This window comes from Mesorhizobium sp. RIZ17 (assembly GCF_051127865.1).
GTDB lineage: Bacteria > Pseudomonadota > Alphaproteobacteria > Rhizobiales > Rhizobiaceae > Mesorhizobium > Mesorhizobium humile.
Map to the genome: position 1 here is coordinate 5,230,249 of NZ_CP147861.1, position 25,211 is coordinate 5,255,459.

Genomic DNA, 25,211 nt, shown 5'->3' on the forward strand with positions numbered 1-25,211 from the left:
TGTGGGAGAAGGTGGCCGCGAAGCGGCCGGATGAGGGGTGTTCCAGGGAATACCAACGTCTCACTCCGCTGGAACACCCCTCATCCGTCTCGGCGCTGCGCGCCGATCCACCTTCTCCCACAAGGGGAGAAGGCAAGGGGCTACTTCCCCGCGGTTCCCGCCGTTTCCAGCGTCTTCGGCGTTGTCAGCCGTCCATGCCCGGAAACGGCATTGCCGGCGTCCGGCGCCAGCCGCATGAAGGTGATCGCCGCCGCCGCCGAGACGGCCGCCACGATGAAGAAGGCGATGTGGAAATCGCTGAGCGTCAGCGGTCCGCCATGGATGGACGTCGACACTTCGAGGATGCCGCCGGCCAGCGCCACGCCGAGCGCGATCGACAATTGCTGGAAGACCGCGGTGATCGGCGTCGCCTTGCTGGTGTCGGCGGGCGTGATCTCGGCATAGGAGAGCGCATTGACGCCGGTGAAGAACATCGAGCGGATGAAGCCGCCGACCAGGAGTATCGCCAGCATCAGCGCATAGGGCGTCTGCGGCGTGAACAGGCCGTAGATGGCGATCGAGGCGGCCGCGACAAGCGAGCCCCAGATCAGCACGCGGCGGAAGCCGGCGAGCCGGAACAGCAGCGCGGTGACGAACTTCATGCCGATGGCGCCGATCGCCGAAACGAAGGTGATCATGCCGGACTGGAAGGGCGTCAGCCCGAAGCCGATCTGGAACATCAGCGGCAAAAGGAACGGCACCGCGCCGATGCCGATGCGAAACAGCGAGCCGCCGAGCACGGAGGATCGGAAAACCTGGTTGCGGAACAGCTCCAGGGCCAGCAGCGGGTTCTTTGCACGGCGGGCATGGAGGAGATAAAGCACGCCGGAGATCACCCCGACCGCCACCGTGATGAAGCCTGCCATCGGCGGCAGGGCGGGCAGGCTGACCACGGAAAGGCCGAAGACGACGCCCGATGCCGCAAGCCCCGAAAGCACGAAGCCGGGGAAATCGAGCGGCGGCGTCTGGGCAGGCTCCGTCTCCGGCAGATAGCGGGTGGCGAGCCACATGCCGACCAGGCCGATCGGCACGTTGATGAGAAAGATCCAGTGCCAGGTGAAATAGGTGGTGATGAAACCGCCGATCGGCGGACCGACCAGCGGGCCGACCAGCGCCGGCACGGTCAGCCAGGACATTGCCGCGACGAGCTCGTTCTTCGGCGTGGCGCGCACCAGCACCAGGCGGCCGACCGGCGTCATCATCGCGCCGCCCATGCCTTGCAGGAAGCGCGACACCACGAAGGCCGGCAGCGAATTGGCAAACGCGCAGGCGACCGAGCCGGCGATGAAGACGCCGATCGCGGCGCGAAAGACGTTCTTGGCACCGAACCGGTCCGCCATCCAGCCGCTGATTGGAATGAAGATCGCCAGCGACACCAGATAAGCCGTCAGCGCCAGCTTCAACGCGATCGGGCTGGTGTGGATGTCGACGGCGATCGCCGGCAGCGACGTCGCGATCACGGTCGAATCCATGTTCTCCATGAAAAGTGCGACCGCCAGGATGAGCGGGATGATGCGGTTCAAGGGAAACGCCCTGATTTGTCTTCACGATTCTAGGCCCGGCTTGGGGGCGAACCGGTGCGACCGGGCGGTTATCACGCCTCGGCCGGGATGTCGCATTAAATTGCTGTCACTTTTGTGCGACCGCAACCACTGGTGGCTAGAAAATAGCTAGGCGCAACACTTTGCGATTGGCGCAACGATCGGCTTTTCAACCGCGACAGGACGTGTTACCAGCCAGCGCCAATCCTGAAAGGGAAGATGAGAGTCGGCGCTGGCCAATCGGCCCGGCGCCTTTTCCGCATTCAAAAGGACTGGCCATGGCAAAAATCATCGAAACGTCCACCGGCGCATTGGCGCTGACCTTCGACGACGTGCTTCTGCAGCCCGGCCATTCCGAAGTCATGCCGGGCGAAACCGACATCCGCACCCGCATCGCCGGTGACATCGATCTCAACGTGCCGATCCTGTCGGCGGCCATGGACACCGTCACCGAGGCGCGGCTGGCGATCGCCATGGCGCAGGCCGGCGGCATCGGCGTCATCCACCGCAACCTCACGCCGGCCGAGCAGGCCGAGCAGGTCCGGCAAGTGAAGAAGTTCGAATCCGGCATGGTGGTGAACCCGGTCACCATCGGCCCGGACGCCACGCTCGCCGACGCGCTGGCGCTGATGCGCACAAACGGCATCTCCGGCATTCCCGTGGTCGAGAATGGCGGCACCGGCGGTCATACGGTCGGCCGGCTCGTCGGCATCCTCACCAACCGCGACGTGCGCTTTGCCTCCGATCCGGCGCAGAAGGTCTACGAACTGATGACGCGTGAGAACCTGATCACCGTCAAGGAGAACGTCGACCAGGACGAGGCCAAGCGCCTGCTTCACAAGCACCGCATCGAGAAACTGGTGGTGGTCGACCGGAAGGGCAATTGCGTTGGCCTGATCACCGTCAAGGACATCGAGAAGTCGCAGCTCAACCCGCATGCCACCAAGGACGCCCACGGACGCCTGCGCGCCGCCGCCGCCACCAGCGTCGGCGATGACGGCTTCGAGCGTGCCGAGCGCCTGATCGACGCCGGCGTCGACCTGCTCGTCATCGACACCGCGCATGGCCATTCGCAGCGTGTCCTGGATGCCGTGACGCGGGCGAAGAAACTCTCCAATTCAGTGCGCATCTTGGCCGGCAACGTCGCCACCGCGGAAGGCACGAAGGCGCTGATCGATGCCGGCGCAGACGCCGTCAAGGTCGGCATCGGCCCAGGCTCGATCTGCACCACGCGCATCGTCGCCGGCGTCGGCGTGCCGCAGCTCTCGGCGATCATGTCGGCGGTGGAGATGGCGCAGAAGTCGGGTGCGACGGTGATCGCCGATGGCGGCATCAAATATTCCGGCGACCTCGCCAAGGCGCTCGCCGCTGGCGCTGGTGCCGCCATGATCGGCTCGCTGCTGGCCGGCACGGAGGAGAGCCCGGGCGAGGTCTATTTGCACCAGGGCCGCTCCTTCAAGGCGTATCGCGGCATGGGCTCTGTCGGCGCCATGGCGCGCGGCTCGGCCGATCGCTACTTTCAGGCCGAGGTCCGCGACACCCTCAAACTGGTTCCGGAGGGCATTGAAGGGCAGGTTCCCTACAAAGGACCTGTGGCTGGCGTGCTGCACCAGCTTGCAGGCGGCCTGAAAGCCGCTATGGGTTATGTGGGTGGACGTGACCTTGCAGACTTCCGCGAGCGCGCCACTTTTGTGCGCATATCCAATGCCGGACTTCGTGAAAGCCACGCCCATGACGTCACGATCACCCGCGAAAGCCCAAATTACCCGGGCGGAATTTGATCGGGAGGCCGATCAGGCCGACCGCCAGGGCCTGTGGCGTGGCTTGAGCGTGGCGGTTCTGCGGCTGTCGCGACACGCGGCGGCCCTTTCCATCGCCTCGATTGCGCTTTTCCTTGCCATGACGGCGCTGGAGTTTCTCTATTTCCAGCGTCTGAGCGGTGGCCTGGCTTCGCTCGACATGCGCGTCGCCGGCTTCACGCCCGACGAAGGCATGGCGTGGCTCACAGCACTCGGCCGTCGCGGCGGCGAGATCATCATCGTCTGGCACTATTTGACCTTCGACCTTTTGTTCCCGGCCCTGCTGTCGCTGACGCTGGTCAGCCTCATCCTTGCCTTCGGCAGGCGGCTCAGCACCTTCCGAGCCATGCCGGCGCAACTGCAGGCCTTGTTCTCGCTCGTCCTGGTGTTGCCCTACACGGTCGCCGACTACGCCCAGAATTTTGCCTTGGCGCGGCTGCTTTCCGATTTCCAGTTGGCCAATCCCGATTCGCTGGCCTTCGCCTCTTCGCTGACCGTCACCAAATTCGCGTTGCTGGCGATCCCAGTCTTCGTCGTCGCATTCTTCGCGCTGGCCGGGCAACGGCGGCGCTGACGGGAGGAGAGGGCGCACATATGCACCAGACCGCCATCTTCTGGCCAATGCTGGCGCATGTGCTCCTGGTCTACATCGTCTATCTGGTGATGCTGAAGCGGCGCTATCTCGCCGTGAAATCGGGCGAGGCGAAGGTCAGCCAGTACAAGGTCCGCTCGACCGAGCCGGCGTCCAGCGTCACCGTCGCCAACAATCTGATCAACCAGTTCGAGCTGCCGGTTCTCTTCTACGCGCTCTGCCTGGCGCTGTTCGTCACCAATGGCGTGAACTACCTGACTCTGGCATTGATGTGGCTGTTCATAGCCACGCGCTATATCCACGCCTGGGTGCATCTCGACAGAAACTATGTGCTGCACCGCAGCCGCGCCTTCTTCCTCGGCGCGGGCATACTTTTCGTTGCCTGGATCTGGTTTGCGCTGCACCTGGTTGGGGCGGTGTGAAGAGGCGCTAAAGATCGAACACCGCGATCCTGCGCCTGTCGAATTTGATGCCGATCTCGCCGCGAACCAGCCTTAGCGCCTGCTCGCCGAAAACGGCGCGCCGCCAGCCCTGCAGCGCCGCCACGTCGGCCTCGTCGCCCTCGGCCGCTATGCGGTCGATATCGTCGCTGGAGGCAAGCACCTTGGTGGCGACGCCTTCCTTCTCCGCGACGATCCTGAGCAGCACCTTGAGTAGTTCCGCCGCCGCGCTCGATCCTTCCGGCGGCTGCACGCTTTTCGGCAGTTTCGGCATCGAGTCCTTGGGCAGCGCCAGCGCCGCGTTGACCGCGCCAAGCAGCGCGATTGCCGTCGCGGAGCGCTCCCAGCCTTTCGGCGTTGTGCGCAGCTTGCCGAGCGCCGCCGCGTCGCGCGGCGCCTGCTGCGCGATCTCGTAGATGGCATCATCCTTGAGCACGCGGCCGCGCGGCACGTCGCGCTCGCGCGCCTCGCGTTCGCGCCAGGCGGCCACCGCCTGCACGATCGCCAGCTCCTGCGGCTTGCGCAGCCTCATCTTCAGCCGCTTCCAGGCATCTTCGGGATGCGGATCGTAGGTCTCGCGCGAGGTCAGCACATCCATCTCCTCGTTCAGCCAATGGGCGCGATCCTCGCGCTTCAGCTCGGCGCTGAGATGCTGGTAGACCTCGATCAGGTGGGTGACGTCGGCAAGCGCGTATTCGAGCTGCTTGTCGGAGAGCGGCCGGTGCCGCCAGTCGGTAAAGCGCGAGGACTTGTCCAGCCGGGCTCCGGTGACCTTCTGGACGAGCTGGTCATAGGAAACGCTGTCGCCGAAGCCGCAGACCATAGCCGCCACCTGGGTGTCGAACACCGGATGCGGCACCAGATCGCCGAGATGGACGATGATTTCGATGTCCTGCCGCGCCGCGTGAAAGACCTTCAGCACCGCCTCGTTGGCCATGAGCCGGAAGAACGGTTTCAGGTCGATGCCGGGCGACAATGGATCGATAAGCGCCTCAATCCCAGGCGCGGCAATCTGGATCAGGCAGAGGATCGGCCAAAAGGTCGTCTCGCGGATGAATTCGGTATCGACGGTAACGAATTCCGACTTTTCGAACGCCGCGACAACGCTCTCGAGTTCTTCTTGTGTGGTAATGACGTGCATCAAATCGCTTTTGGCACAATATTAGGCCTCTTTCAATTTCAGCCGCGCGCGCTTTCGTCAAGCGCCGCGACGTCGTCACGCACCGCTAGTTTCGCGCGATCTCGATATCCGACGGCTGGGCGCAGTGTTTCAGGCCTCTGCGACCGGCGCTTCCACTCTTTGCCGTGCGATATCCGCGACTTCGGCCGCGGACCGTCGGCCAAGCGCGCCGGCGGCGGCCAGGCTGAGCAGGATGAAGGGGAGGCCGATGCCGAAGGCCGAGCGGATGCCCCAGTGATCCGATACGAAGCCGAGCAGCGGCGGACCAAGCAGAAAGGCGACGAAGGAGATCTGCGACAAGGCGGCGACATTGATCGCCGCGGGACGGTCGGTGCGCTGCGCCGCCGCCGAGATCGCCAGCGGAAAGATGGCGCTGCTGCCGATGCCCAGAAGCGCGAAGCCCAGCATCGAGACGAAGGGCAGGGGCGAGAAGAAGACGATGAACACGCCGACCAGCATTGTCGCCAGCAGCACGCGCGCCACGCCGCTCGGTGAGTGGCGATCTACAAAGCTGTCGGCGAAGAAGCGTGTCGTCGCCTGCGAGAAGGCGAACAGCGCCACGGTGAAGCCGGCAACGAAGGGCCCTGAGTCGAACACTGCGCGCATATAGATCGCCGACCAGTCCATGCTGGCCCCTTCCATCAGCATGGCCGATAGTGTCACCGCGACGAGGATGAGGATCGGCAGAGTCGGCCGGGCATACATCGGCGGCTTGTCGCCGGTCGCGGCGAAGCGGGCGGGCGCCGGTTCGAAATTGCCGAGGAACAACGCCATCGCAACCGCCACAATCGGCACGACCAGCGCCAGATGCACTTGCGGTGACGGGCCGAGATGAGCCACGGCGCTGCCGAACAGGCCGGCGCCGAAGAAGCCGATGCTCCAGAATGAATGTGCCCGGTTCATGATGCGGCGTTGGAGCAGGAACTCGGTCCTGTCGGCCTCGACATTCAAGATGATCTCGATGCTGCCGATCATCAATCCGACCGGGAGCAGCATCAGGAACAGAGCGGCCGGGCCCGGTGCGTGCACCGCGATGGCATAGGCGAGCGCGAGCAGCGGCACCAGCCACAACAGCGCGCGGCGAAAGCCGACGCGCTCCAGGATCGGCGTCGCCAGCGTCAGCGCGATCAAGGTAGCGATGGGCGTGCCGATCAGGGCCAGACCGAGCGTGCCGTCCTCGATCCCCATGGCTCGCTTGATGTCGGGCAGGCGCGGAAAGATGTTGCCCATGGCAAAGGAATAGATCGCGAAGCCGGCATAGACGCGGTGCTGGGGGGCGAGTTTCGGGCCAAGGGTCATCATGGGCAATCCAACAAGGAGATTCTGGCGGGCCTCGTCGGGCCACCAGCGACTCTGCTTCTTGCATGAACAAGCAAAACATGCAACAATGTGCACAAATAAATAGGATCGTGCATGCTCACCGAGGAACGCCACCAACTCATTCGCGACCAGCTTGCGGCCGACGGAAAGGTGCTGGCCGGTGAACTCGCCAGCCGTTTCGGCGTGTCGGAAGACACGGTGCGCCGCGATCTCCGGGAATTGGCGAAGGCCGGGCAGTTGCGCCGCGTCTATGGCGGCGCGGTCGCGTCGGCGCCCTTTGCCGCCGCGACGCTCGGCCAGCGCAGCCGTCATGCGGTCGAGGAGAAAACGCGGCTCGCCAGGGCGGCGGTTGGGCTGCTGAGCGCGGGGCAGTCGCTGTTCATCGACGGCGGCACGACCAACGAGGCGATCGCCAGGGCGATCCCGCGCGACATGGAACTCACCGTCGCCACCAATTCGCTGGGTGTGGCCTCGGCTCTGACGGACCTTCCCCTGGTCGAGCTGATCGTGCTCGGCGGCCGCTATGTGCCCGATCTCGGCACCTGCGTCGGCGCCGACACGCTCGCCGCCGTGGCGCAGCTCGGTGCCGATCTGTTCTTTCTGGGCTCCTGCGGGCTGGATGTCGCGCGCGGCGTCACCGCCTTCGATTCGGCCGAAGCCGAGGTGAAGCGCGCCATGGCGAAGAACAGCGCCGGCATCGTCATTGCCGTTACCAACGACAAGCTCGCCACCGCCGCGCCCTATCGCGTGGCGGGAGCGGATGCGATCCGCCATCTGGTGGTGGAAAAGACCGCGCCCTCTGCCACGCTCGCCGATTTCCAAAGCCGGGGCGCACAGGTCCACTTTGCCTGAACGGCCGCGCTGGCGCGCCTGTGTGACCGGTTGCCTTGACAAAGCCGGCCTCTCATGCGCTTTTCGCGCCAATTTTCGAGCCGGGCCGATGCCCGCAATTTCCGGACTTTACCCATGACCACGCATCGTTACCGCAGCCATACCTGTGCCCAGTTGAGAAAGAGCGACGTCGGCAATTCCGTTCGCCTGTCGGGCTGGGTGCATCGCGTGCGCGACCACGGCGGCCTGCTCTTCATCGACCTGCGCGACCACTATGGCCTGACTCAGATCGTCGCCGATCCGGATTCGCCCGCCTTCAAGGTGGCCGAAACCCTGCGCGGCGAATGGGTGGTCCGCGTCGACGGCGAGGTCAAGGCGCGCCTGCCCGAGACGACCAACGCTAACCTGCCGACCGGCGAGATCGAGATTTTCGCACGCGAGATCGAAGTGCTGTCGGCCGCCAAGGAGCTGCCGCTGCCGGTGTTCGGCGAGCCGGACTACCCAGAAGACATCCGCCTGAAATACCGTTTCCTCGATCTGCGCCGCGAGACGCTGCACAAGAACATCGTGGCGCGCACCAAGATCATCGCCGAGATGCGCAAGCGCATGGGCGAAGTCGGCTTCACCGAATTCTCGACGCCGATCTTGACCGCGTCGTCGCCGGAAGGCGCGCGCGACTTTCTGGTGCCGTCGCGTATCCATCCCGGCACCTTCTACGCGCTGCCGCAGGCGCCGCAGCAATACAAGCAGTTGATCATGGTCTCCGGCTTCGACCGCTATTTCCAGATCGCGCCCTGCTTCCGCGACGAGGATCCGCGCGCCGACCGCCTGCCCGGCGAATTCTACCAGCTCGACCTCGAGATGAGCTTCGTCGAGCAGGACGACGTGCTCTCCACCATGGAGCCGGTGCTTCGCGGCGTCTTCGAGACCTTTGCTGCCGGCAAGCCGGTGACGCAGAAATTCCGCCGCATCCCCTATGACGAAGCGATGCGCACCTATGGCTCCGACAAGCCGGACCTGCGCAACCCGATCGAGATGCAGGCGGTCTCGGATCATTTCCGCGATTCCGGCTTCAAGGTGTTCGCCAACATCCTGGCCAACGATGCAAAGGCCGAAGTCTGGGCCATCCCGGCCAAGACCGGCGGCAGCCGCGCCTTCTGCGACCGCATGAATTCCTGGGCGCAGGGCGAAGGCCAGCCGGGCCTCGGCTACATTTTCTGGCGCAAGGAAGGCGAAAAACTCGAAGGCGCCGGCCCGATCGCCAAGAACATCGGCGAGGAGCGCACCGAGGCGATCCGCCAGCAGCTCGGCCTTGCCGACGGCGACGCCGCCTTCTTCGTCGCCGGTGACCCGAAGAAGTTTGTCACCTTCGCGGGTGCGGCGCGTACCCGCGCCGGCGAGGAGCTGAACCTCGTCGACCGCGAGCGGTTCGAGCTTTGCTGGATCGTCGACTTCCCGTTCTTCGAATGGAACGAGGACGAGAAGAAGATCGACTTCGCCCACAATCCGTTCTCCATGCCGCAGGGCGGCATAGACGCGCTCAACGGCGAGGAGCCGCTCGGCATCAAGGCCTTCCAGTACGACATGGTCTGCAACGGCTTCGAGATCGCGTCGGGCGGCATCCGCAACCATCTGCCGGAAACCATGGTCAAGGCTTTCGAGATGGTCGGCCTGGACCGCGCGACGGTGGAGGAGCGCTTCGGCGGCCTCTACCGCGCCTTCCAGTATGGCGCGCCGCCGCATGGCGGCATGGCGGCGGGCGTCGACCGCATCGTCATGCTGCTCGTCGGGGCAAAGAACCTGCGCGAGATCACCATGTTCCCGATGAACCAGCAGGCCTATGACTTGTTGATGAACGCGCCGTCCGAAGCCACCCCGCAGCAGCTGCGGGAGCTGTCGTTGCGCGTCGCGGTGGCCAAGAAGGAAGGCTAGGACTCAGAGCCAAGCCTTTCTTTCTGCTCGCAGAAACAGCATCCATAGAAAAGCCCGGCATCGCTGCCGGGCTTTTTGCTTGAAGCGTGTCGCTCGATCAGTCCTGGTTCGCCTTGACCTTGACGCCCAGCGTCTTCGGCAGGTCGAGCGGGTTGGACATGGCGCCGGCCATGATCAGCGCGAACGGCACCGACGACGGCGGCTCGGCCGAGATTTCCAGGCTCTTCGGATCGTCGAGGAAGGTGTTGACCGCCGACGAGACTTCCGCCGTCAGCTCGGGATTGTTGAGCTGCGCCATGCCGAACGGCACGATCGCCTTGGCCTGGTTGGCGACGTCCTTGGCCGACATGCCCTGCTGCTTGCCGACATAGTCGAGCACCTTGCCGGTGAGCGAATCGTCCTCGAAGCGCACCGAGGCGCCGTTGAAGGAAAGCTGCTGCATCAGGCCGAGCATGGCCATGCCTTGCGCGGATTTGTCGGCGCCTTCCGGCTGGGCGGCGAGCTGCTTCTGCATGGCCTGCATCGACTTGATGAAGTCCAGCGTATAGCCGCCGAGGTTGAAGGTCATGCCGAGCGTGCCGGCATTCTCGACCGAGATGTCATATTTCGACAGCTCCATCTTGCCGTCGCTCGGCTGCCAGGTGCCGGCCATGTCGATGTTGCCCGAGATGTTCTGGTAGCCGAGCGCCTCGATGGCTTCCTTCGACTTCGGGTCGTCGACCAGCGACAGATCGGCGGTGAATTTTTCGGTATTGGCGGTGAAGTCCATCGCCTTGCCGTCGGCTGGCGGGGTGATCTGGACGGCAAGCCCGTCCATCGCGAACGCCGTCTTGTCACCGACCTTGACCGTCATGTTGGAGAGCTCCGCCGACTTGTACATCATCAGCGAGCCGAGCGGATCGGTGCTGCCTTCGGCCGGGACCTTCATGTCGTGGATGACCACGGGGCTGAGGTTGAGCGTCACGCCGTCCTTGCTGTGCTCGAAAGCCGAGGTCGAGACGGTGGCGATCTCGTAGCCGCCATCGGCTTCGGTGACCCCTTCCAGCTTCACGTCGCCGATCGTCAGCGCTTCCTTCTCGGCCGCAGGCTTGATCGAAACACCCTGCAGCACGGCATTCGAATCGTCGCCGGAGACACCGGTCCACGAAATGTCGACGCCCTGGGCGCCGAGAGCTGCCTTGATGCGCTCGGCCACCGCCGGATCGGCGGCGAAGGCCGTGTTGAGCGGCAGCGTCAGCAGAAAGGTCGAAAAGGCCAGTTTCTTGAGCGTTGAGCGTTGGATTGTCATGGCGAGTTCCCTGTCCTGATTTGGCTATGATGAGATTGTTTTGAAAGCTGCTCCATCACCATTCCGTGACGAACGGGACGGGAAAAAGGCATTTCCCCGCACATTTGTCGAAAATGGCGACGAAAGGCAAACGCCGGTCGGCAGCCATTGCCCGATGCGGTGAATTTATCATGAAGGCCGCGGCTTCCCTCCGCCAGCGCGTCGCATTGCCAGATAGCGGCCGCATGTAACGGATTGATGTTGGCCGGCGTCATGTTGCCGACTAAGCCTGTTGCAGATCGGTGGCAAATTGCCGCCGCCGCCTTGCCGCTTCCGTGAAATCCTTCACACCCGCCGCTGCATGTCCACGGCCGCGACGAATGCGCCGATGTTCACGCGGCGCTTGCCGCGAATCGCCTGCTCGGCTAGTCCAAATCCATGGGAAAGAGGCTTTTGCCGCCTGATGACAATGGCGGCGGCGACAAAATCGAACCGGTCGATCTGAAGGAAGCGCTCGAGCGGCGCTACCTCGCTTACGCGCTGTCGACCATCATGCACCGGGCCCTGCCGGATGTGCGCGACGGGCTGAAGCCGGTCCATCGCCGCATCATGCATGCCATGCGGCTGCTCAGGCTCAACCCCGATCAGGGTTTTGCCAAATGCGCCCGCATCGTCGGCGACGTGATGGGCAAGTTCCATCCGCATGGCGACCAGTCGATCTACGACGCCCTGGTGCGTCTCGCGCAGGACTTCTCGATGCGCTACCCGCTGGTCGACGGGCAGGGCAATTTCGGCAACATCGACGGCGATAACGCCGCCGCCATGCGCTACACCGAAGCGCGCATGACCGAGGTGGCGAGCGAGCTGCTTGCCGGCATCACCGAGGACGCGGTCGATTTCCGGCCGACCTACAACGAAGAGGACGAGGAGCCGTCCGTCCTGCCGGGCGCCTTCCCGAACCTGCTCGCCAACGGTTCCTCCGGCATTGCCGTAGGCATGGCGACCTCGATCCCGCCGCACAACGCGGCCGAGCTTTGCGATGCTGCGCTTCATCTGATCGAGCATCCGGAAGCGCCGGTGGCGAAGCTGATGGATTTCGTCCAGGGACCGGATTTCCCGACCGGCGGCATCATCGTCGACAGCCGAGCCTCGATCCTCGAAGCCTATGAGACGGGCCGGGGCGGTTTCCGCGTGCGCTCGAAATGGGGCCAGGAGGACCAGGGCAGGGGCACCTGGAGCATCGTCGTCACCGAAATCCCTTACGGCGTGCAGAAGGCGAGGCTGATCGAGAAGATCGCCGAGCTGTTGATGGCGCGCAAGCTGCCGCTGCTCGAAGACATCCGTGACGAGAGCGCCGAGGACATCCGCGTCGTGCTGGTGCCGAAGAGCCGCACCGTCGATCCCGGCATCCTGATGGAATCGCTGTTCAAGCTCACCGAGCTCGAAAGCCGTTTTCCGCTCAACATGAACGTGCTGTCGCGCGGCAAGGTGCCGAACGTCCTGTCGCTGAAGGGCGTGCTGAAGGAGTGGCTCGACCACCGCCGCGAGGTTCTGATCCGCCGCTCGAAATATCGGCTGGGCGAGATCGAGAAGCGGCTGGAAATCCTTGCCGGCTACCTGATCGCCTATCTCAACATCGACGAGGTCATCAGGATCATCCGCGAGGAGGATGAGCCCAAGCAGGTGATGATGGCCCGCTGGTCGCTCACCGACAACCAGGCCGAAGCCATCCTCAACATGCGCCTGCGCGCTTTGCGCAAGCTCGAGGAGATCGAGATCCGCAAGGAGTTCGACGGCCTCACTGCCGAGAAGAAGCAGATCGAGGCCCTGCTGGCGTCCGACGCCAAGCAATGGTCGACGATCAAGTGGGAGGTCGGCAAGGTCCGCGACACGTTCGGTCCGGAGACCGAGCTCGGCAAGCGCCGCACCCAGTTCGCCGACGCGCCCGAGCATGACCTGACCGACATCGCGCATGCCATGATCGAGCGCGAGCCGGTCACCGTGGTGGTGTCGGAAAAGGGCTGGCTGCGCGCCATGAAGGGTCACCTGACCGACCATTCACAGCTCACTTTCAAGGAAGGCGACGGCCTGAAGCTTGCCTTCCACGCCCAGACCACGGACAAGATCCTGGTCTTCACCACGGGCGGCAAGTTCTACACCATCGGCGCCGACCGGCTGCCGGGCGGGCGCGGCCATGGCGAGCCGATTCGCATCATCGTCGACATGGAGAACGACCAGGACATCGTCACCGCCTTTGTCCATGATCCCAAGCGCAAGCTGCTGCTCGTCTCCTACGATGCCAATGGTTTCGTCGTTTCGGAGGAAGAGGTCGTCGCCAACACCCGCAAGGGCAAGCAGGTGATGAACGTCAAGGCGCCGGACGAGGCCAAGCGCTGCATCCCGGTTTCGGGCGACCATCTCGCCATCGTTGGCGAGAACCGCAAGATGCTGGTCTTCCCGCTGGCCGAAATTCCGGAAATGGCGCGCGGCAAGGGCGTGCGCCTGCAGAAGTACAAGGACGGCGGCGTGCTGGACCTCAAGACGTTCACGCTCGAGACCGGGCTCTCCTGGCAGGATTCGGCGGATCGCACTTTCGTCAAGTCGCGCGAGGAACTGGCCGAATGGATCGGAGCGCGCGCCGCCGCCGGCCGCATGGTGCCGAAGGGTTTCCCGCGGACGGGTAAGTTCGGGTAGCACGGCCTTTTCCTTCTTCCCTTGTGGAAGAAGGTGGACGAGCGAAGCTAGGCTGGATGAGAAGTGTTCCAGGGAACGCCGACGTCTCACTCCGCTGGAGCGCCCCTCATCCGTCTCGGCGCTACGCGCCGAAGAGCGCCCAGCCAATCATTTGGACTATCGTCACGATTGCTGCACTATGATGGTGCATAAGCATCCATTGAACCTTCGGGCAGGGGAGAAACGCCGGGTTGAAGCGGGCTGAGATCCAGAAGCCGGGGCAGCGCCTGTTCGGCCTGTCGACGCCGCTGCGGGCGGCCGTCATCCCGCCGCTGTCGGCGGCGCGCTGGCTCCTGGTCCTGATCGTCGCCGCCGGCGTCTATTTCTTCCACGGCTTCCTGTTCCCGGTGCTGGCGGCCCTCGTCATCGCCTTCGCCAGCTGGCCGCTCTACCGCCGGCTGCTCGTCGTCGTCGGCGGCAACCGCACCGTCGGCGCGACGCTTGCGATCCTCTTCATCCTCACCTTCCTGGTGGTGCCGATCGCGCTTGCCGGCACCTATGCCATCAACGAGCTGCGCGAGTGGGTTACCTGGGCGATCGAGACCAATCGGCACGGCGCGGTAACGCCGCAATGGATCGCCACCATGCCGGTGGTCGGCGAGTGGCTGAACGAGCAGTGGACGGCCTATCTCGGCCATCCCGGCGGCATCGGCGAATTGATCCAGCTGATCAGCGGCTCCAATATCGGCACCATCTATCGCGGTGCCCTGGCCGCCGGCGGCAGCGCCTTCGGCCTGTTGCTGACACTTCTGTTCATGATGATCGCGCTGTTCTTCGCCTATCGCGACGGCGAATCTTTCGCGGCCCAGGTCGATCGCCTCGGCGAACGCATTCTGCCGACGCGCTGGGAGCGTATCTCGCGCGTCGTGCCGGCAACCATCTCCTCGACCGTGACGGGCATGACCATCATCGCCATCGGCGAGGGCCTGGTGCTGGGCATAGCCTATTGGCTCGCCGGCGTGCCGTCGCCGGTCACGCTCGGCGCGCTCACCGGCATCATGGCGCTGATACCGGGCGGCGCGCCGCTCTCCTTCACCCTGGTGTCGATCTACCTTGCCGCCAGCGGCCAGCTTTTTGCTGGCGCGGCGCTGTTCATCTGGGGCGCGGTCGAGCTCTTCATCGTCGACAAGACCTTGCGGCCCAAGCTCGTCGGCGGCCCGATCAAGCTGCCGTTCCTGCCGACCTTTTTCGGCTTGATCGGCGGCGTCAAGACGATGGGCTTCCTCGGCCTGTTCATCGGCCCGGTATTGATGGCGCTGCTCGTCGCCATCTGGCGCGAATGGCTGCGCGAGGTTGAGTTGATGGACGAGATCCCGCCAGTCGCCGACGAGGCTGGCGCGCCGCCCCGGATCGAGGCGGCCGCGGAGCCGAGGAAGATTCAGGCCGGATGATGCACCGCGAGGTCCGCGCGGCGCTTGCGGCCCTCATGCAATTGCCACAGCGAATGCGCGACCAGCGTTACGATCATGATGCCGCCGCCGATCAGGCTGTTGCGGGACGGTGTCTCGGCGAAGATCATCCACACCCAGACTGGCGCCAGGATCGTTTCCAGGAGATAGAACATCGCCACTTCCGCGCCCGAGATGTATTTCGGTCCGTTGGCGAGGCAGAAGAATGCGATCGGCATGACGACGCCGCCATTCAGCATGATCCACCACGGCGCCGCTACCTGGAAGCCGGTCCTGGAAACCATGAACGCCGCCACCCCGAAAGGCAGGATGACGCCAATCAGCGCGGTGAAGCCCATGTCCTTGCCGCTGGCGCGCGAGATGGTGATGGCGCAGGCAATCAGGAAGGCGGAGCACAAAGCCATCAGGTCACCGAACAGATATCCGGTGCCGACGGAATCGCCAACGATGATGGCGACGCCGACGATCATCAGCGCCATCGCGGCGAGGGTCAGCGGCCGCGGCCGCTCTTTCAGGAACAGCCAGGACAGCAGCGCCGCGAAGACGGTGTTGAAGGCCAGGATGAAGACGAGATCGGCCGTCGATGTATGGTAGACGGCTGTCATGAAGGCGACCGCGCCGAGCCCGTAGATCACGGCCACGATCAGTCCCGACCAGCCCGGTATGAGCTGCGGCGCATTCTTGCTGTACGAGCGCCAGACGGCCCACATGATCAGCGCCGCCGCCAAGGTGCAGCTGGTGCGCAGCAAAAGGATGGTCCAGGCCTCGCCATTCGCGAGCCGGATCAGCGGAATATCGATGCTCAGCACCAGCCCGCCGATGGCGGTGACGAGAAGGCCTTTCTGATGATCGGTGTGGGAAGACATGTGATCGTTCTCGAAACAAAGCGAGAGCAAGGGCCGGCGCGATTGCGCACGTCTCGCGCGAGGGCGCGCAAGACCGGCGTCTTCTCCCTTGAAACAGTATAAGGGCGGGTTCGGGAAAACTGTTTTAGCGACTGACCGCTTCGTGGTCGAAGCGTTCCCAGCCTTTCGGGCCGAGATGCTCCTGCGGCATGAAGCGCATCTTATAATTCATCTTGCGCGAGCCGTTGACCCAGTAGCCGAGATAGACGTGGGGCAGGCCCATCGCCTTGGCGCGGGCGATGTGGTCGAGGATCATGAAAGTGCCGAGCGAGCGGTCCTCGAAGTCGGGATTGAAGTAGGAATAGACCATCGACAGGCCGTCGGCCATCTTGTCGGTGAGCGCGACGGCGATCAGCTCGCCATGGCCCTTGCCGGTGATGAACGTGTCGGGGCCACGGCGCCGGTATTCGATGATCTTGGTGTCGACATGCGTGTCTTCCACCATCATCGCATAGTCGAGCACGGTCATGTCGGACATGCCGCCGCGGCGATGGCGGGCGTCGAGATAGCTGCGGAAGAGCGAATATTGCTCGGTCGAGGGCTGCGCGTCATGCATGGCCCCGACGAGGTCGGCATTGTGCTGGATGACGCGGCGCATGTTGCGGCTGGGGTCGAATTCCTGCGCCAGGATGCGCACCGAGACACAGGCGCGGCACGATTCGCAGGCCGGGCGGTAGGCGATGTTCTGCGAGCGCCGGAAGCCGCCTTGCGTGAGCAGGTCGTTCATCTCCGGCGCCTTGTCGCCGACAAGGTGCGTGAACACCTTGCGCTCGAACTGTCCCTCCAGATAGGGGCACGGTGACGGCGCGGTCAGGAAGAACTGCGGCGACTGGGTCGGATGCTGCGTCATCTAATCTTGGAAACGCTCCTGCGAATCGCTCTACCTTTGGCCCGGTCGGCGAAAAATTCAACAGGATTGTGCTGACGCGACGGGCTCGACCTGTTCATATTTATGCGCAGGCGGTGCGGCGGTTTGATCGACGCGGCCGTGGACACCGTCAGATATCGGTGCGGGTGACCACCGTGCCGAGCAGCAGATCGTGCAGCGTGCGCTTGCGGTCGGAGAACAGCGTGACCAGAAGCACCAGCGGCGTCAGGATGACATTGCCGGCCCAGAACAGCACCGAGTGAACGACGGCCGTCATGCCGTCGATGCGGCTGCCGTCGAGCTTCTCCAGGCGGATGCCCATGATCTTCATGCCGGTCGTCGCCTGGTCGCGGCTTCCAAGCGTGTTCCAGATGTAGAGAATGGCTACCATCGGCACCAGCACCGAAAACAGCGCCCAGCCGAGGCCGAAGGTCAAAAGCCCGAGGACGGCGACCAGGATGGCGAAGGGAATGGTGAGCAGCGCGACGAAGAAATAATCGAGCAGGAAGGCGAAGATGCGCCTCGTGAGCACGCCGCGATAGGCGCGGGTGTCCTCGAACCTGGTGGTGATGATCTCGCCGTCCAACACGCGTGCGTTCATGTCCGTTCCTCGATCGCGGCATCCGCTTGAGGATGCCTGTCGCCCCTGTCAAATGGTGAGGGCGGACCGGAATTCAAGGAACATGCACGCCGGTGGACCGACGCGATGTCAGAAGATGCCGGGGCAGAGCCTGTAGCGGACCCGCGAGAGATAGTCGCGATACTCATCGGTCATCGCCAGGATACGCTCCTCGCGCAGGATGCGATGGATCTGGAACAGGGTGATGATCGCGTAGACCGCGAAATTGTAGATGGAGAAGCTCGAAAGCAGGAACAGGATGTGCCCGGCCAGGTAGCCGGCATAGATCGGGTGCCGCACGAACCGGTAGGCGCCGCTGGTGACGACGCCGCGATTGGCAGGCAGGATGGCGAAAGAACGGCCGAGCGACATCTTGCCCCAGATAACCACCCACAGCGCCAGGAACTGCAGCGGCGCCGCAATGTAAAGCGGGACGATCGCGATGCCTTGCTCCAGCGAAACCAGACCGGAGCCAAAGCCCGCGGTCAGCGAGATGAAGACGGTGAGCGGGCTCCAGTCGCGCACAAGCGGCCGGCGCGCCAAGAGCAGCCAGACAAAGGTGAGCGTCTCGGAAATCAGCAGCATCAGGACGTTGAGCCGGCCGCTGTCGATGACGAGGTTGTTCACGCCGCGATAGATGAAGACTGCTGCTACCGCGAGCGCGATGAAACGAAACAGCCCCTCGCGCAGGTCGGTGAGAACCGCGCTGCTCTGCAGGCCGGACCAAAAACCGTTCTCCGCGCCAGGCAGCGCATCGCTCTTGGAAATCGCCAACTCTGTTACCCCGGTGGTCCCCTCGCGAGGGACCATTGCACGCAAGCCTTGCCGTCCGGTTAAGGTTTCGCACGCTTTTGGTTGCATCTGGAGGATTTGCGTCGTTACGCACGAATACCGGATGATGTGTTGGCAGTTGAACATGACATTCTTCCCGGTCTAGCTTGCTGCGGCGCACAAAGGGGACAGGGACATGGACTACGACATGCTGGTCATCGGCAGCGGCCCTTCGGGGCGCCGGGCCGCGGTGCAATCGGCCAAGCTCGGCAGGTCGGTGCTGGTGGTCGACAGGGGCCGGCGCCTGGGCGGCGTCTCGGTGCACACCGGCACCATCCCGTCGAAGACGCTGCGCGAGACGGTGCTCAACCTCTCGGGCTGGCGCGAACGCGGCTTCTACGGACGCGGCTACCGGGTCAAGCAGGACATTTCGATCAGCGATCTGGTCGACCGGCTGCACAAGACGCTCGACCATGAGGTGGAGGTGCTGCAGCACCAGTTCATGCGCAACACGGTGAGAAGCGCGCGCGCCGCGGTGAAATTCCTCACGCCGAACAAGGTCAGCCTGACCGCCGACAATGGCGACTACAGCGAGGTTGGCTTCGCCAACGCGCTTATCGCCGTCGGCACCAGGCCGCACCGTCCGGCCGACGTGCCCTTCGACAAACAGCGCGTCTTCGATAGCGACGAGATGCTGGAACTCCACCATCTGCCGCGCACGCTGACGGTGATCGGCGCCGGCGTCATCGGCGTCGAATACGCCACCATCTTTTCCGCGCTCGACGTGCCGGTGACGTTGGTCGAGCCGCGCAACACCATCCTCGACTTCATCGACCGCGAGATCGTCGACGACTTCATCCACCAGATGCGCGACCGCGGCATGACCATCCGCCTTGGCAGTGCGGTGAAGGAGATCGCCTCGAAGCCCGACCATGCCGAAGTGACGCTGGCCGACGGCCGCACCATCCGCTCTGAGATGGTGCTCTACGCCGCCGGCCGCACCGGCAACGTCGCCAGCCTCGGCCTCGACACCGTCGGGATCGAGGCCGACGCCCGGGGCCGCATCAAGGTCGATCCGGACACCTTCCAGACCAGCGTGCCGAACATCTATGCTTCCGGCGACGTCATCGGCTTCCCGAGTCTCGCCTCGACCTCGATGGAGCAGGGCCGGGTGGCGGCCTGTCACGCCTTCGGCGTCCACCTGCCGCCGCCGCCGGAGAGCTTTCCCTACGGCATCTACGCCGTGCCGGAGATCTCGACGGTCGGCCTGTCGGAAGAGCAGGTGCGCGACAGCGGTGCCGCCTATGAGGTCGGCCTGGCACGGTTCCGCGAAACCTCGCGCGGCCACATCATGGGCGTCTCAAGCGGCTTCCTGAAGCTTCTGTTCTCTGTCGAGACGCGCCGCCTGCTCGGCGCCCATATCGTCGGCGAGGGCGCCACCGAACTCATCCATATCGGCCAGGCGGTGATCAACCTCGGCGGCACGGTCGACTTCTTCGTAAACAACACTTTCAACTACCCGACGCTGGCGGAAGCCTACAAGATTGCGGGTTTGGACGCCTGGAACCGGATGGGACGGGGCTAGAGCAATTCCAGGAAAAGTGCGTAGCGGTTTTCCGTCCGGAATTGCGCAAAAGTAAATACTCTAGGTCGACTAGACTTCCAACTGCGACAGCAGCGACAGCATGACGTCGGCCGACGGCATCGGCAGTACCGCCTCGATCTCTGCCGGCCGCACGCCGGCAACGGCGTCGGCGTCGCCCGCCACGGTGCCGAGCGGCCCGCGGAATCCATGTTTTGACCAGGCGAGTTGCTGCAGTTTCGGGCTGGTCAGCGCCTCGAGCAACTGGTCGACCGCCGGATCGATGACGATCAGCGGATGCGCCGAATAGACGGTGGGACGCGGGTAGAGGATTTCCGGCTTGGCGCCGGCGCCGGCCTGCACGCGCTGCCAGCGCGCCGGATCGGCGAGCGCCCATTCCACGAGCTGGTTTTCGTAACCCACTGCCATCGGTTCGGCGCCCAGGCCTCCGGCGATGTATTGGTCGAACAGCTTGCCGGATGACGACGATTTGAGGCCCATGCTGCGGAAGATCGACTTCGCCTGCTCGCCATGCTGCACCAGCAACTCCTGCGTCGCCACGTCGCCGCTCATCAGGCTGAGCACCAGGCCCGCGAACATGAAGCCGGAATTGGAGCGGTTGGGATCGGTGGAGACGATGCGGGCGCGGCCATAGAGTTCGGAAATGCCGAGATCCGACCAGTTCTTGCCGGCAAGGATGGCATCGAGCAGCGCCTTCAGGTCGAGCTGGTTGTAGCCGCCCTTGGCGGCGACCGTGACCAGGCCGCTCTTCTTCAGCCCCTCGACCACCGGGCCCCAGGTGTAGACGACGATCGGCGAATTGAGCACGACCTGGTCGTTGCGGATGGAAACGCCGCTCTTGCGCGCAAGGTCGACCATGATCGAGGAGGACGGCCAAAGGAACTGCGGCTTCTGTGTCAGGAGAGCCGGCTCGCGCACCATCTCGACCGAGCCTGCGACGCGGGCGTCGAGCTCCAGCCCGTAGCCGCCCAGCGCGCTCACCACATCGGGGTCGGCGAGGAACGCCTGCTTCTCGCCGCCGATGAAGCCGAACAGATGCGCCCGGTTGCCGAGATAGCCGCGGAATTCAGGCCGGTCCTTCAGCGTCAGATAGCCGCCCGTTCCGGCCGCGGCGGCGGCAAGCAGTCCAAGTCCGAAAGCGCGGCGAGAAAGGGCCATCAGCGACCGATATCCTCTTTCAGCGACTCCTGGATGAGTCGCAGGTCAACGTCGAGCGTGCCAAGCTCGGAGTCCGCCTGGCTGTCGGCGTAATGCACGAAAGCGTCCTGCAGCTTGGTGATCACCGAGCCGATCGAGGCAAGCCGCTGCTGGCTTGGCGCGCGACGATCGGCGAGCGTGGCATAGCCTTCCGCGATCTCCGCCGCCTGCGGCACGTAATAGGTAAGGAAGCGCCGCACGGAAGCAGCGCTTGCCGGCTTCGCCTCGACCTTGGAGATGACGTCGGCGGCGATGTCGGACAGGTCCTTCACCTTGGCTTTCATGTCCTTGTCGGCGATCGAGCCGGCCGCCGCCGCCAACCGGTCGGCCGCCGGCTGCGCCTGCGCCAGCAACTCACGCGCGAACGCCACCTGGCCGCCGCCGATGGAGCGCAGATCGAGCCCTTCGAACAGCTGCCGCGGCGCCAGCACGAAGACCAGTCCGAAAAACACCAGCACCGAAATCACCGCCGAGACCAGGAAGGGGAAGCGGGTGAGCGTGCCGAGACCGATCAGCAGCGCGGCCGATACCAGCCCCGCCACGATCCAGTTCCAGTCATTGCCGAACAAGCCGCGCATGGTTGGCCTTAATTGTAGCCGCGCGCGGCGCGGAAGGCACCGGCAAGGTCGCCGCCCCCGTCGAAGACTCGCGCCGAGGTCTCCTTGGCGAGACTGTCGAGCTGGCTCTTGTCGGCATCGCCGAAGGTGATGCCGAACACCGGGATCCGTAACGGCGCCTGCCGCCACTCAGCCAAAAACGGTTCGGCGCTGCCGTCGGTGCGGCCGTCCGTCATGATGACGATGGCCGGCAAATATTTAGAAAGGTCGGGCGTCGCCAGGATCTTCTGCAGCGCCTGTGAGGCGCAAGCATACATGTCCGTGCCGCCGCCAGCCCGCTGCTGCGCCACGTCGCCAAGCAACTGGTTCTGGCCCGCCGGATCGCCGGTCGCGTCGAAAATGTCGCGCACCGTGCTGTCGAACGGCAGCACGAAGATGTGGTCGGACGGCGTCCACTGCACAAGCACTTCGCTCGACTTTTCCGGCGTGAACAGGAACTGCGCGGCCTCCTGCAACTGCTTCTCGCCTTCATTCTCCATCGAACCGGAGAAGTCGAAGCAGAGCGCCGTCAGCGACGGCTTGCGCAGGGCTTCCTGATAGAGGTTCAGCGCCGTACGGATCACCGCGGGTTCCGGCATGCGGATCGACGTCACCAGCTTGCCCGGATCGAAATTCCAGTCGGGCTCGGCCGTCGCCTGGACCGCGGCGCCGCCAAGCGGCAGTCGCCGGCCGGTGTCGGCGATGCGCTTGCGTACTGCATCCGACTGCAGATAGGCGAGCAGGTCGGTGAAGAATTTTTCGACATCGGCGCCGCGCCCATGGTCGATGAAACCGAGCGGGGAATCGCCGACCGCGACGCCGTCGGCCGGATAGACCGCATAGAGCGGCTCGTCGCCCATCTGCTTCAGCTTGTCGTTGGTCTCCTTCAGCGTCGCCTCGTAATTCCACATCGCGTCATAGAGCGTGCCTTTGCGCGCGCTGTCGACATAGAGGTCGGCCAGCCAGCCTGAGGACCCGGACGAGCGCTCGACGCCCTGCAACAGGGCACCGACCGTGTCGTGCACGGAGGCATTGTCGAGGTCGCCGGGTTCGATCACCTGCTTGCCGCCGAGCGCGCTGGAGAGCATCGCCAGATAGGCGCTGGCGCCGGAATTGGACTGCGTGGCCGAAGTCATCAGGAATTTGAGCTTGCCATCCTTCACCGCGGCAAGGATGTCCTTCATGTACACGTCCTTGCCGACCCAGCCGAGTTCGGCGGCCTTGGATTTGCGCACGCCGAGGATGACCGGCATTTGCGCGATCGAGGTGAGGTTGCGCACCTTGCGGCCGGTATCGAACAGGTCGACCCAGACGCTCGACGCCGGCCACACCGCGTCCTGATCGAGTCCGCCGGCCTTCTGCAACCCGAGACCGATATCGAGCGAGCCCTGGTAGGTGATGGTGCAGGTCGCGCCCTGCTTGGCGCAGAACTCCTGCACGATCGGTTCCAGCACCGTGTTCTCGGACCCGGAGACGATCGAGAATTTGACGTTGCTGGAATTGCAGGCTGCCAACAGCAGCGCGGCCGCCAGCGCAAGAACGGACGAAAGCTTCATTCGCATCGAGGCCCCGTCAGCCCTTGAGCCGGATGATTTCAGGTCGAGTGGACCTGAAATCATCCGGCTCCAAATCAAATAGATGGAGCATGATGTCGTCCGAAAACCGCTTCACACTTTTCGGCATCATGCTCCAGTGAGCGCTTTCTTGAGGTCGGCGGTCATCTGGTCCATCTGCTTTTCGGCATCGGCCCGCTTCTGCCGGCCTTGCTCCTGGACCTTGAGCACGCCCTGCACGGTGTCGATCAGGTCGCGGTTGGCCTGCGCCAGCGTCTCGACATCGACGATGCCGCGCTGCGCCTGCTCCTCGATGGAGATGGCCTGATCCTTCATCATCTTCGATGTCTGGCGGATCATCTCGTTGGTGGCGTCGGTCACCGTCTTTTGCAGCTCCAGCGCCGATTTCTGGTTGGTCAGCCCAAGCAGGATGACCATCTTCTGCTTCCACGCCGGCACGGTCAGCGCCGAGGTCGCCTGCAGGTTCTCAATCAGCGTCTCGTCGCCGGACTGTACGATGCGGATCTGCGGCAATTGCTGGATGCCGAGCTGGCGCGCCTGCACTAGGTAGAAGATGCGCTTCTCCAGCCGGTCGAGCGCCTGCACGGCGTCCTGGTAGGTCTGTGCCTCTAGCGCTCCGGCGGAATCGCTCGCCTTGGCCTCTGCCGCGGCCTTCAGCTTCGGCAGTTCGTTGGCGCGGTAGTCGTCGACGAATTTCTTGCCGGCCTGCACATAGGCGTCGAGGTTGAGGATAGACTCCTTGGTCTGCTCGTGCAGGTCGTCGAGCACGGCGATGTCGCGGCGCAGCGTGTCCTTGTGGCGGTCGAGCTCCAGGCCGATGCGGTCGATCTGCCCGGCAACGTCCTCGTATTTCTCCTTGAAGCGTTCGAGCCTGGCCTTGAACGAGGAGAACAAATTGCCCAAGAACCCTTCTTCCTTCAGCGAAGCCGGATCGAGGTTCTTGGCCTTCATGATGATGTCGGTCAGCAATGTGCCGGTATCGCCGAGATCGCGGTTGCGGATCTGCGACAGGATCTTGTCGGCATAGTCGCTGACCGCTTGCTGGGCGCGGTCGCCGAAGACCGAAATCGCCGCGCGGTCGCGAATATCGATGCCGCCTTCAATCCTGGCGACCTCGCCCGGACTGGCGGCGATGACGGGCAATTTCGAAGTATCGTCGAGCAAAGTGATGCTGTTCTCGTCGGCCATTCAGACCTCCCCTCGGTGAACAGTATCTCGATAGACAGTGTGTGACAGACATATGACAATGGAGCGACATGCCGCCCCAGGCTGTGAAGTGCGTCACCTTTTTGGCGCCTGGGCGATGGAAGGAGACGCTCTCAGCGCAACCGGCGCAGACTCTGCAAGCCACTGCCGCATGATCGCGGCGTCCGCATCGCCAAATTCATGGCCCGAGGCGACGATGCGCGCGTCGACCTCGGCGCCACGCTGGCTGAACAGCGTCACCAGAGCGGGTGCGAACGGGCCGTAGGTCTGGTCGGCGGCGCCAGCGACGATCAGCACGCGGCTTCCGTCGAGGTCGGTCATGGGCGAAGTGTCGAGCACCGGCATTGCCCGCAAGAGCGCCGCCTGCCTGACCACACCCGGATGGAGCAGCATCAGGCTGGAGACGACATTGGCGCCGTTCGAATAGCCAAGGAAGGTCGCACGCTGAAGGTTGAGCCCATGCTCCCTCACGGCTTCCATTGCGAACTGGGCGTAGGCAGCCGTCTCCGCATGGATGCTGGCCTGCCCGAAACTGGTCGGCGTGATTCGCTCGAACCAGCGAAATCCGTCCTCCTGCGGGATGCGGCCGCGCGCTGCGACGATCACCGAACGCGGCGCGATCTGCATGGCCACCGGCAGCATCGTCGTCTCGTCCACACCCGAGCCGTGCAGCACGAACAGGCACTCGCCGCTTGCGTTTGCCGGCTTCAGCAGACGGTAGGGAAATCTCAGATCCTCGCGCAGGATGCTGTTTTTGTCGCTATATTCGGGAACGCTCATATCCATTTG

At 64.1% G+C, this 25,211-nt stretch carries 21 protein-coding genes; 8 read left to right on the plus strand and 13 right to left on the minus strand.

Annotation, left to right across the window (positions count from 1 at the left end):
• Nucleotides 1-140: 140 nt before the first annotated feature.
• On the minus strand, nucleotides 141-1,562 hold the full coding sequence (locus WDX12_RS25370) for an MFS transporter (protein WP_434722463.1): 1,422 nt from the start codon (nucleotides 1,560-1,562) through the stop codon (nucleotides 141-143).
• 296 nt (nucleotides 1,563-1,858) lie between these two features.
• Here WDX12_RS25370 and guaB point away from each other — a divergent pair, with 296 nt between their 5' ends.
• From guaB to WDX12_RS25385, 3 genes are read left to right on the plus strand one after another with little or no spacing between them, the layout of a single operon-like run.
• Nucleotides 1,859-3,361: an IMP dehydrogenase gene (gene guaB, locus WDX12_RS25375; RefSeq protein WP_434722464.1), complete on the plus strand. Its 1,503-nt coding sequence runs from the start codon at nucleotides 1,859-1,861 to the stop codon at nucleotides 3,359-3,361.
• Between the two features lie 43 nt (nucleotides 3,362-3,404).
• Nucleotides 3,405-3,953: a hypothetical protein gene (locus WDX12_RS25380; protein ID WP_320297320.1), complete on the plus strand. Its 549-nt coding sequence runs from the start codon at nucleotides 3,405-3,407 to the stop codon at nucleotides 3,951-3,953.
• 20 nt (nucleotides 3,954-3,973) lie between these two features.
• Nucleotides 3,974-4,393 carry an MAPEG family protein gene (locus WDX12_RS25385; RefSeq protein WP_434722465.1) on the plus strand — a complete coding sequence of 140 codons (420 nt, stop codon included), beginning with the start codon at nucleotides 3,974-3,976 and terminating at the stop codon, nucleotides 4,391-4,393.
• 7 nt (nucleotides 4,394-4,400) lie between these two features.
• Here the strand turns inward: WDX12_RS25385 and rnd are convergent, their stop codons facing one another.
• Both rnd and WDX12_RS25395 read right to left on the minus strand, forming a co-directional pair.
• Nucleotides 4,401-5,552, minus strand: a complete 1,152-nt coding sequence (rnd, locus tag WDX12_RS25390) for a ribonuclease D (protein WP_320297318.1) — start codon at nucleotides 5,550-5,552, stop codon at nucleotides 4,401-4,403.
• Nucleotides 5,553-5,681: 129 nt separating this feature from the next.
• A complete protein-coding gene (locus WDX12_RS25395; RefSeq protein ID WP_434722466.1) occupies nucleotides 5,682-6,893 on the minus strand; it encodes an MFS transporter in 1,212 nt (403 codons plus the stop codon).
• 111 nt (nucleotides 6,894-7,004) lie between these two features.
• On the opposite strand from WDX12_RS25395, the gene WDX12_RS25400 reads away from it, so the two are divergent.
• Together WDX12_RS25400 and aspS are read left to right on the plus strand one after the other, a co-directional pair.
• Nucleotides 7,005-7,763, plus strand: coding sequence for a DeoR/GlpR family DNA-binding transcription regulator (locus WDX12_RS25400; protein WP_434722467.1), 759 nt, complete (start codon nucleotides 7,005-7,007; stop codon nucleotides 7,761-7,763).
• Nucleotides 7,764-7,877: 114 nt separating this feature from the next.
• Nucleotides 7,878-9,674, plus strand: coding sequence for an aspartate--tRNA ligase (gene aspS, locus WDX12_RS25405; protein ID WP_434722468.1), 1,797 nt, complete (start codon nucleotides 7,878-7,880; stop codon nucleotides 9,672-9,674).
• A gap of 97 nt (nucleotides 9,675-9,771) precedes the next feature.
• On the opposite strand, the gene WDX12_RS25410 is transcribed toward aspS, so the two are convergent.
• The gene (locus WDX12_RS25410; RefSeq protein ID WP_434722469.1) at nucleotides 9,772-10,962 is read right to left on the minus strand and encodes a hypothetical protein; all 1,191 of its coding nucleotides are present in this window, start codon (nucleotides 10,960-10,962) and stop codon (nucleotides 9,772-9,774) included.
• A 417-nt stretch (nucleotides 10,963-11,379) separates the two neighbouring features.
• On the opposite strand from WDX12_RS25410, the gene parC reads away from it, so the two are divergent.
• Both parC and WDX12_RS25420 read left to right on the plus strand, forming a co-directional pair.
• Nucleotides 11,380-13,635, plus strand: a complete 2,256-nt coding sequence (parC, locus tag WDX12_RS25415) for a DNA topoisomerase IV subunit A (RefSeq protein WP_434722470.1) — start codon at nucleotides 11,380-11,382, stop codon at nucleotides 13,633-13,635.
• Between the two features lie 230 nt (nucleotides 13,636-13,865).
• A complete protein-coding gene (locus WDX12_RS25420; RefSeq protein WP_434722471.1) occupies nucleotides 13,866-15,065 on the plus strand; it encodes an AI-2E family transporter in 1,200 nt (399 codons plus the stop codon).
• On the opposite strand, the gene WDX12_RS25425 is transcribed toward WDX12_RS25420, so the two are convergent.
• The 4 genes from WDX12_RS25425 to WDX12_RS25440 all read right to left on the minus strand — a co-directional run bounded on the left by WDX12_RS25425 (nucleotide 15,053) and on the right by WDX12_RS25440 (nucleotide 18,249).
• Nucleotides 15,053-15,949, minus strand: a complete 897-nt coding sequence (locus WDX12_RS25425) for a DMT family transporter (RefSeq protein ID WP_320297311.1) — start codon at nucleotides 15,947-15,949, stop codon at nucleotides 15,053-15,055. The genes WDX12_RS25420 and WDX12_RS25425 overlap by 13 nt on opposite strands.
• A 124-nt stretch (nucleotides 15,950-16,073) precedes the next feature.
• Nucleotides 16,074-16,838 carry an arginyltransferase gene (locus WDX12_RS25430; protein WP_434722472.1) on the minus strand — a complete coding sequence of 255 codons (765 nt, stop codon included), beginning with the start codon at nucleotides 16,836-16,838 and terminating at the stop codon, nucleotides 16,074-16,076.
• Nucleotides 16,839-16,986: 148 nt separating this feature from the next.
• Nucleotides 16,987-17,457, minus strand: a complete 471-nt coding sequence (locus WDX12_RS25435) for an RDD family protein (protein ID WP_434722473.1) — start codon at nucleotides 17,455-17,457, stop codon at nucleotides 16,987-16,989.
• 108 nt (nucleotides 17,458-17,565) lie between these two features.
• Nucleotides 17,566-18,249: a methyltransferase family protein gene (locus WDX12_RS25440; RefSeq protein WP_434722474.1), complete on the minus strand. Its 684-nt coding sequence runs from the start codon at nucleotides 18,247-18,249 to the stop codon at nucleotides 17,566-17,568.
• 193 nt (nucleotides 18,250-18,442) lie between these two features.
• On the opposite strand from WDX12_RS25440, the gene sthA reads away from it, so the two are divergent.
• A complete protein-coding gene (sthA, locus tag WDX12_RS25445; protein WP_320297307.1) occupies nucleotides 18,443-19,831 on the plus strand; it encodes a Si-specific NAD(P)(+) transhydrogenase in 1,389 nt (462 codons plus the stop codon).
• A gap of 69 nt (nucleotides 19,832-19,900) precedes the next feature.
• Here the strand turns inward: sthA and WDX12_RS25450 are convergent, their stop codons facing one another.
• The 5 genes from WDX12_RS25450 to WDX12_RS25470 form a co-directional block, all read right to left on the minus strand.
• Nucleotides 19,901-21,007 carry a hypothetical protein gene (locus tag WDX12_RS25450; protein ID WP_320297306.1) on the minus strand — a complete coding sequence of 369 codons (1,107 nt, stop codon included), beginning with the start codon at nucleotides 21,005-21,007 and terminating at the stop codon, nucleotides 19,901-19,903.
• Nucleotides 21,007-21,624 carry a 5-bromo-4-chloroindolyl phosphate hydrolysis family protein gene (locus WDX12_RS25455; protein WP_434722475.1) on the minus strand — a complete coding sequence of 206 codons (618 nt, stop codon included), beginning with the start codon at nucleotides 21,622-21,624 and terminating at the stop codon, nucleotides 21,007-21,009. The genes WDX12_RS25450 and WDX12_RS25455 overlap by 1 nt, the downstream gene beginning before the upstream one ends.
• 8 nt (nucleotides 21,625-21,632) lie before the next feature.
• A complete protein-coding gene (locus tag WDX12_RS25460) occupies nucleotides 21,633-23,204 on the minus strand; it encodes a substrate-binding domain-containing protein (RefSeq protein WP_434722476.1) in 1,572 nt (523 codons plus the stop codon).
• Between the two features lie 120 nt (nucleotides 23,205-23,324).
• Nucleotides 23,325-24,404 (minus strand): toxic anion resistance protein, encoded by a 1,080-nt coding sequence (locus WDX12_RS25465; RefSeq protein ID WP_434722477.1) that lies wholly within the window; start codon nucleotides 24,402-24,404, stop codon nucleotides 23,325-23,327.
• A 93-nt stretch (nucleotides 24,405-24,497) separates the two neighbouring features.
• Entirely contained in the window at nucleotides 24,498-25,202 is a 705-nt protein-coding gene (locus tag WDX12_RS25470) for an alpha/beta hydrolase (RefSeq protein WP_434722478.1), read from the minus strand.
• Nucleotides 25,203-25,211: the final 9 nt, after the last annotated feature.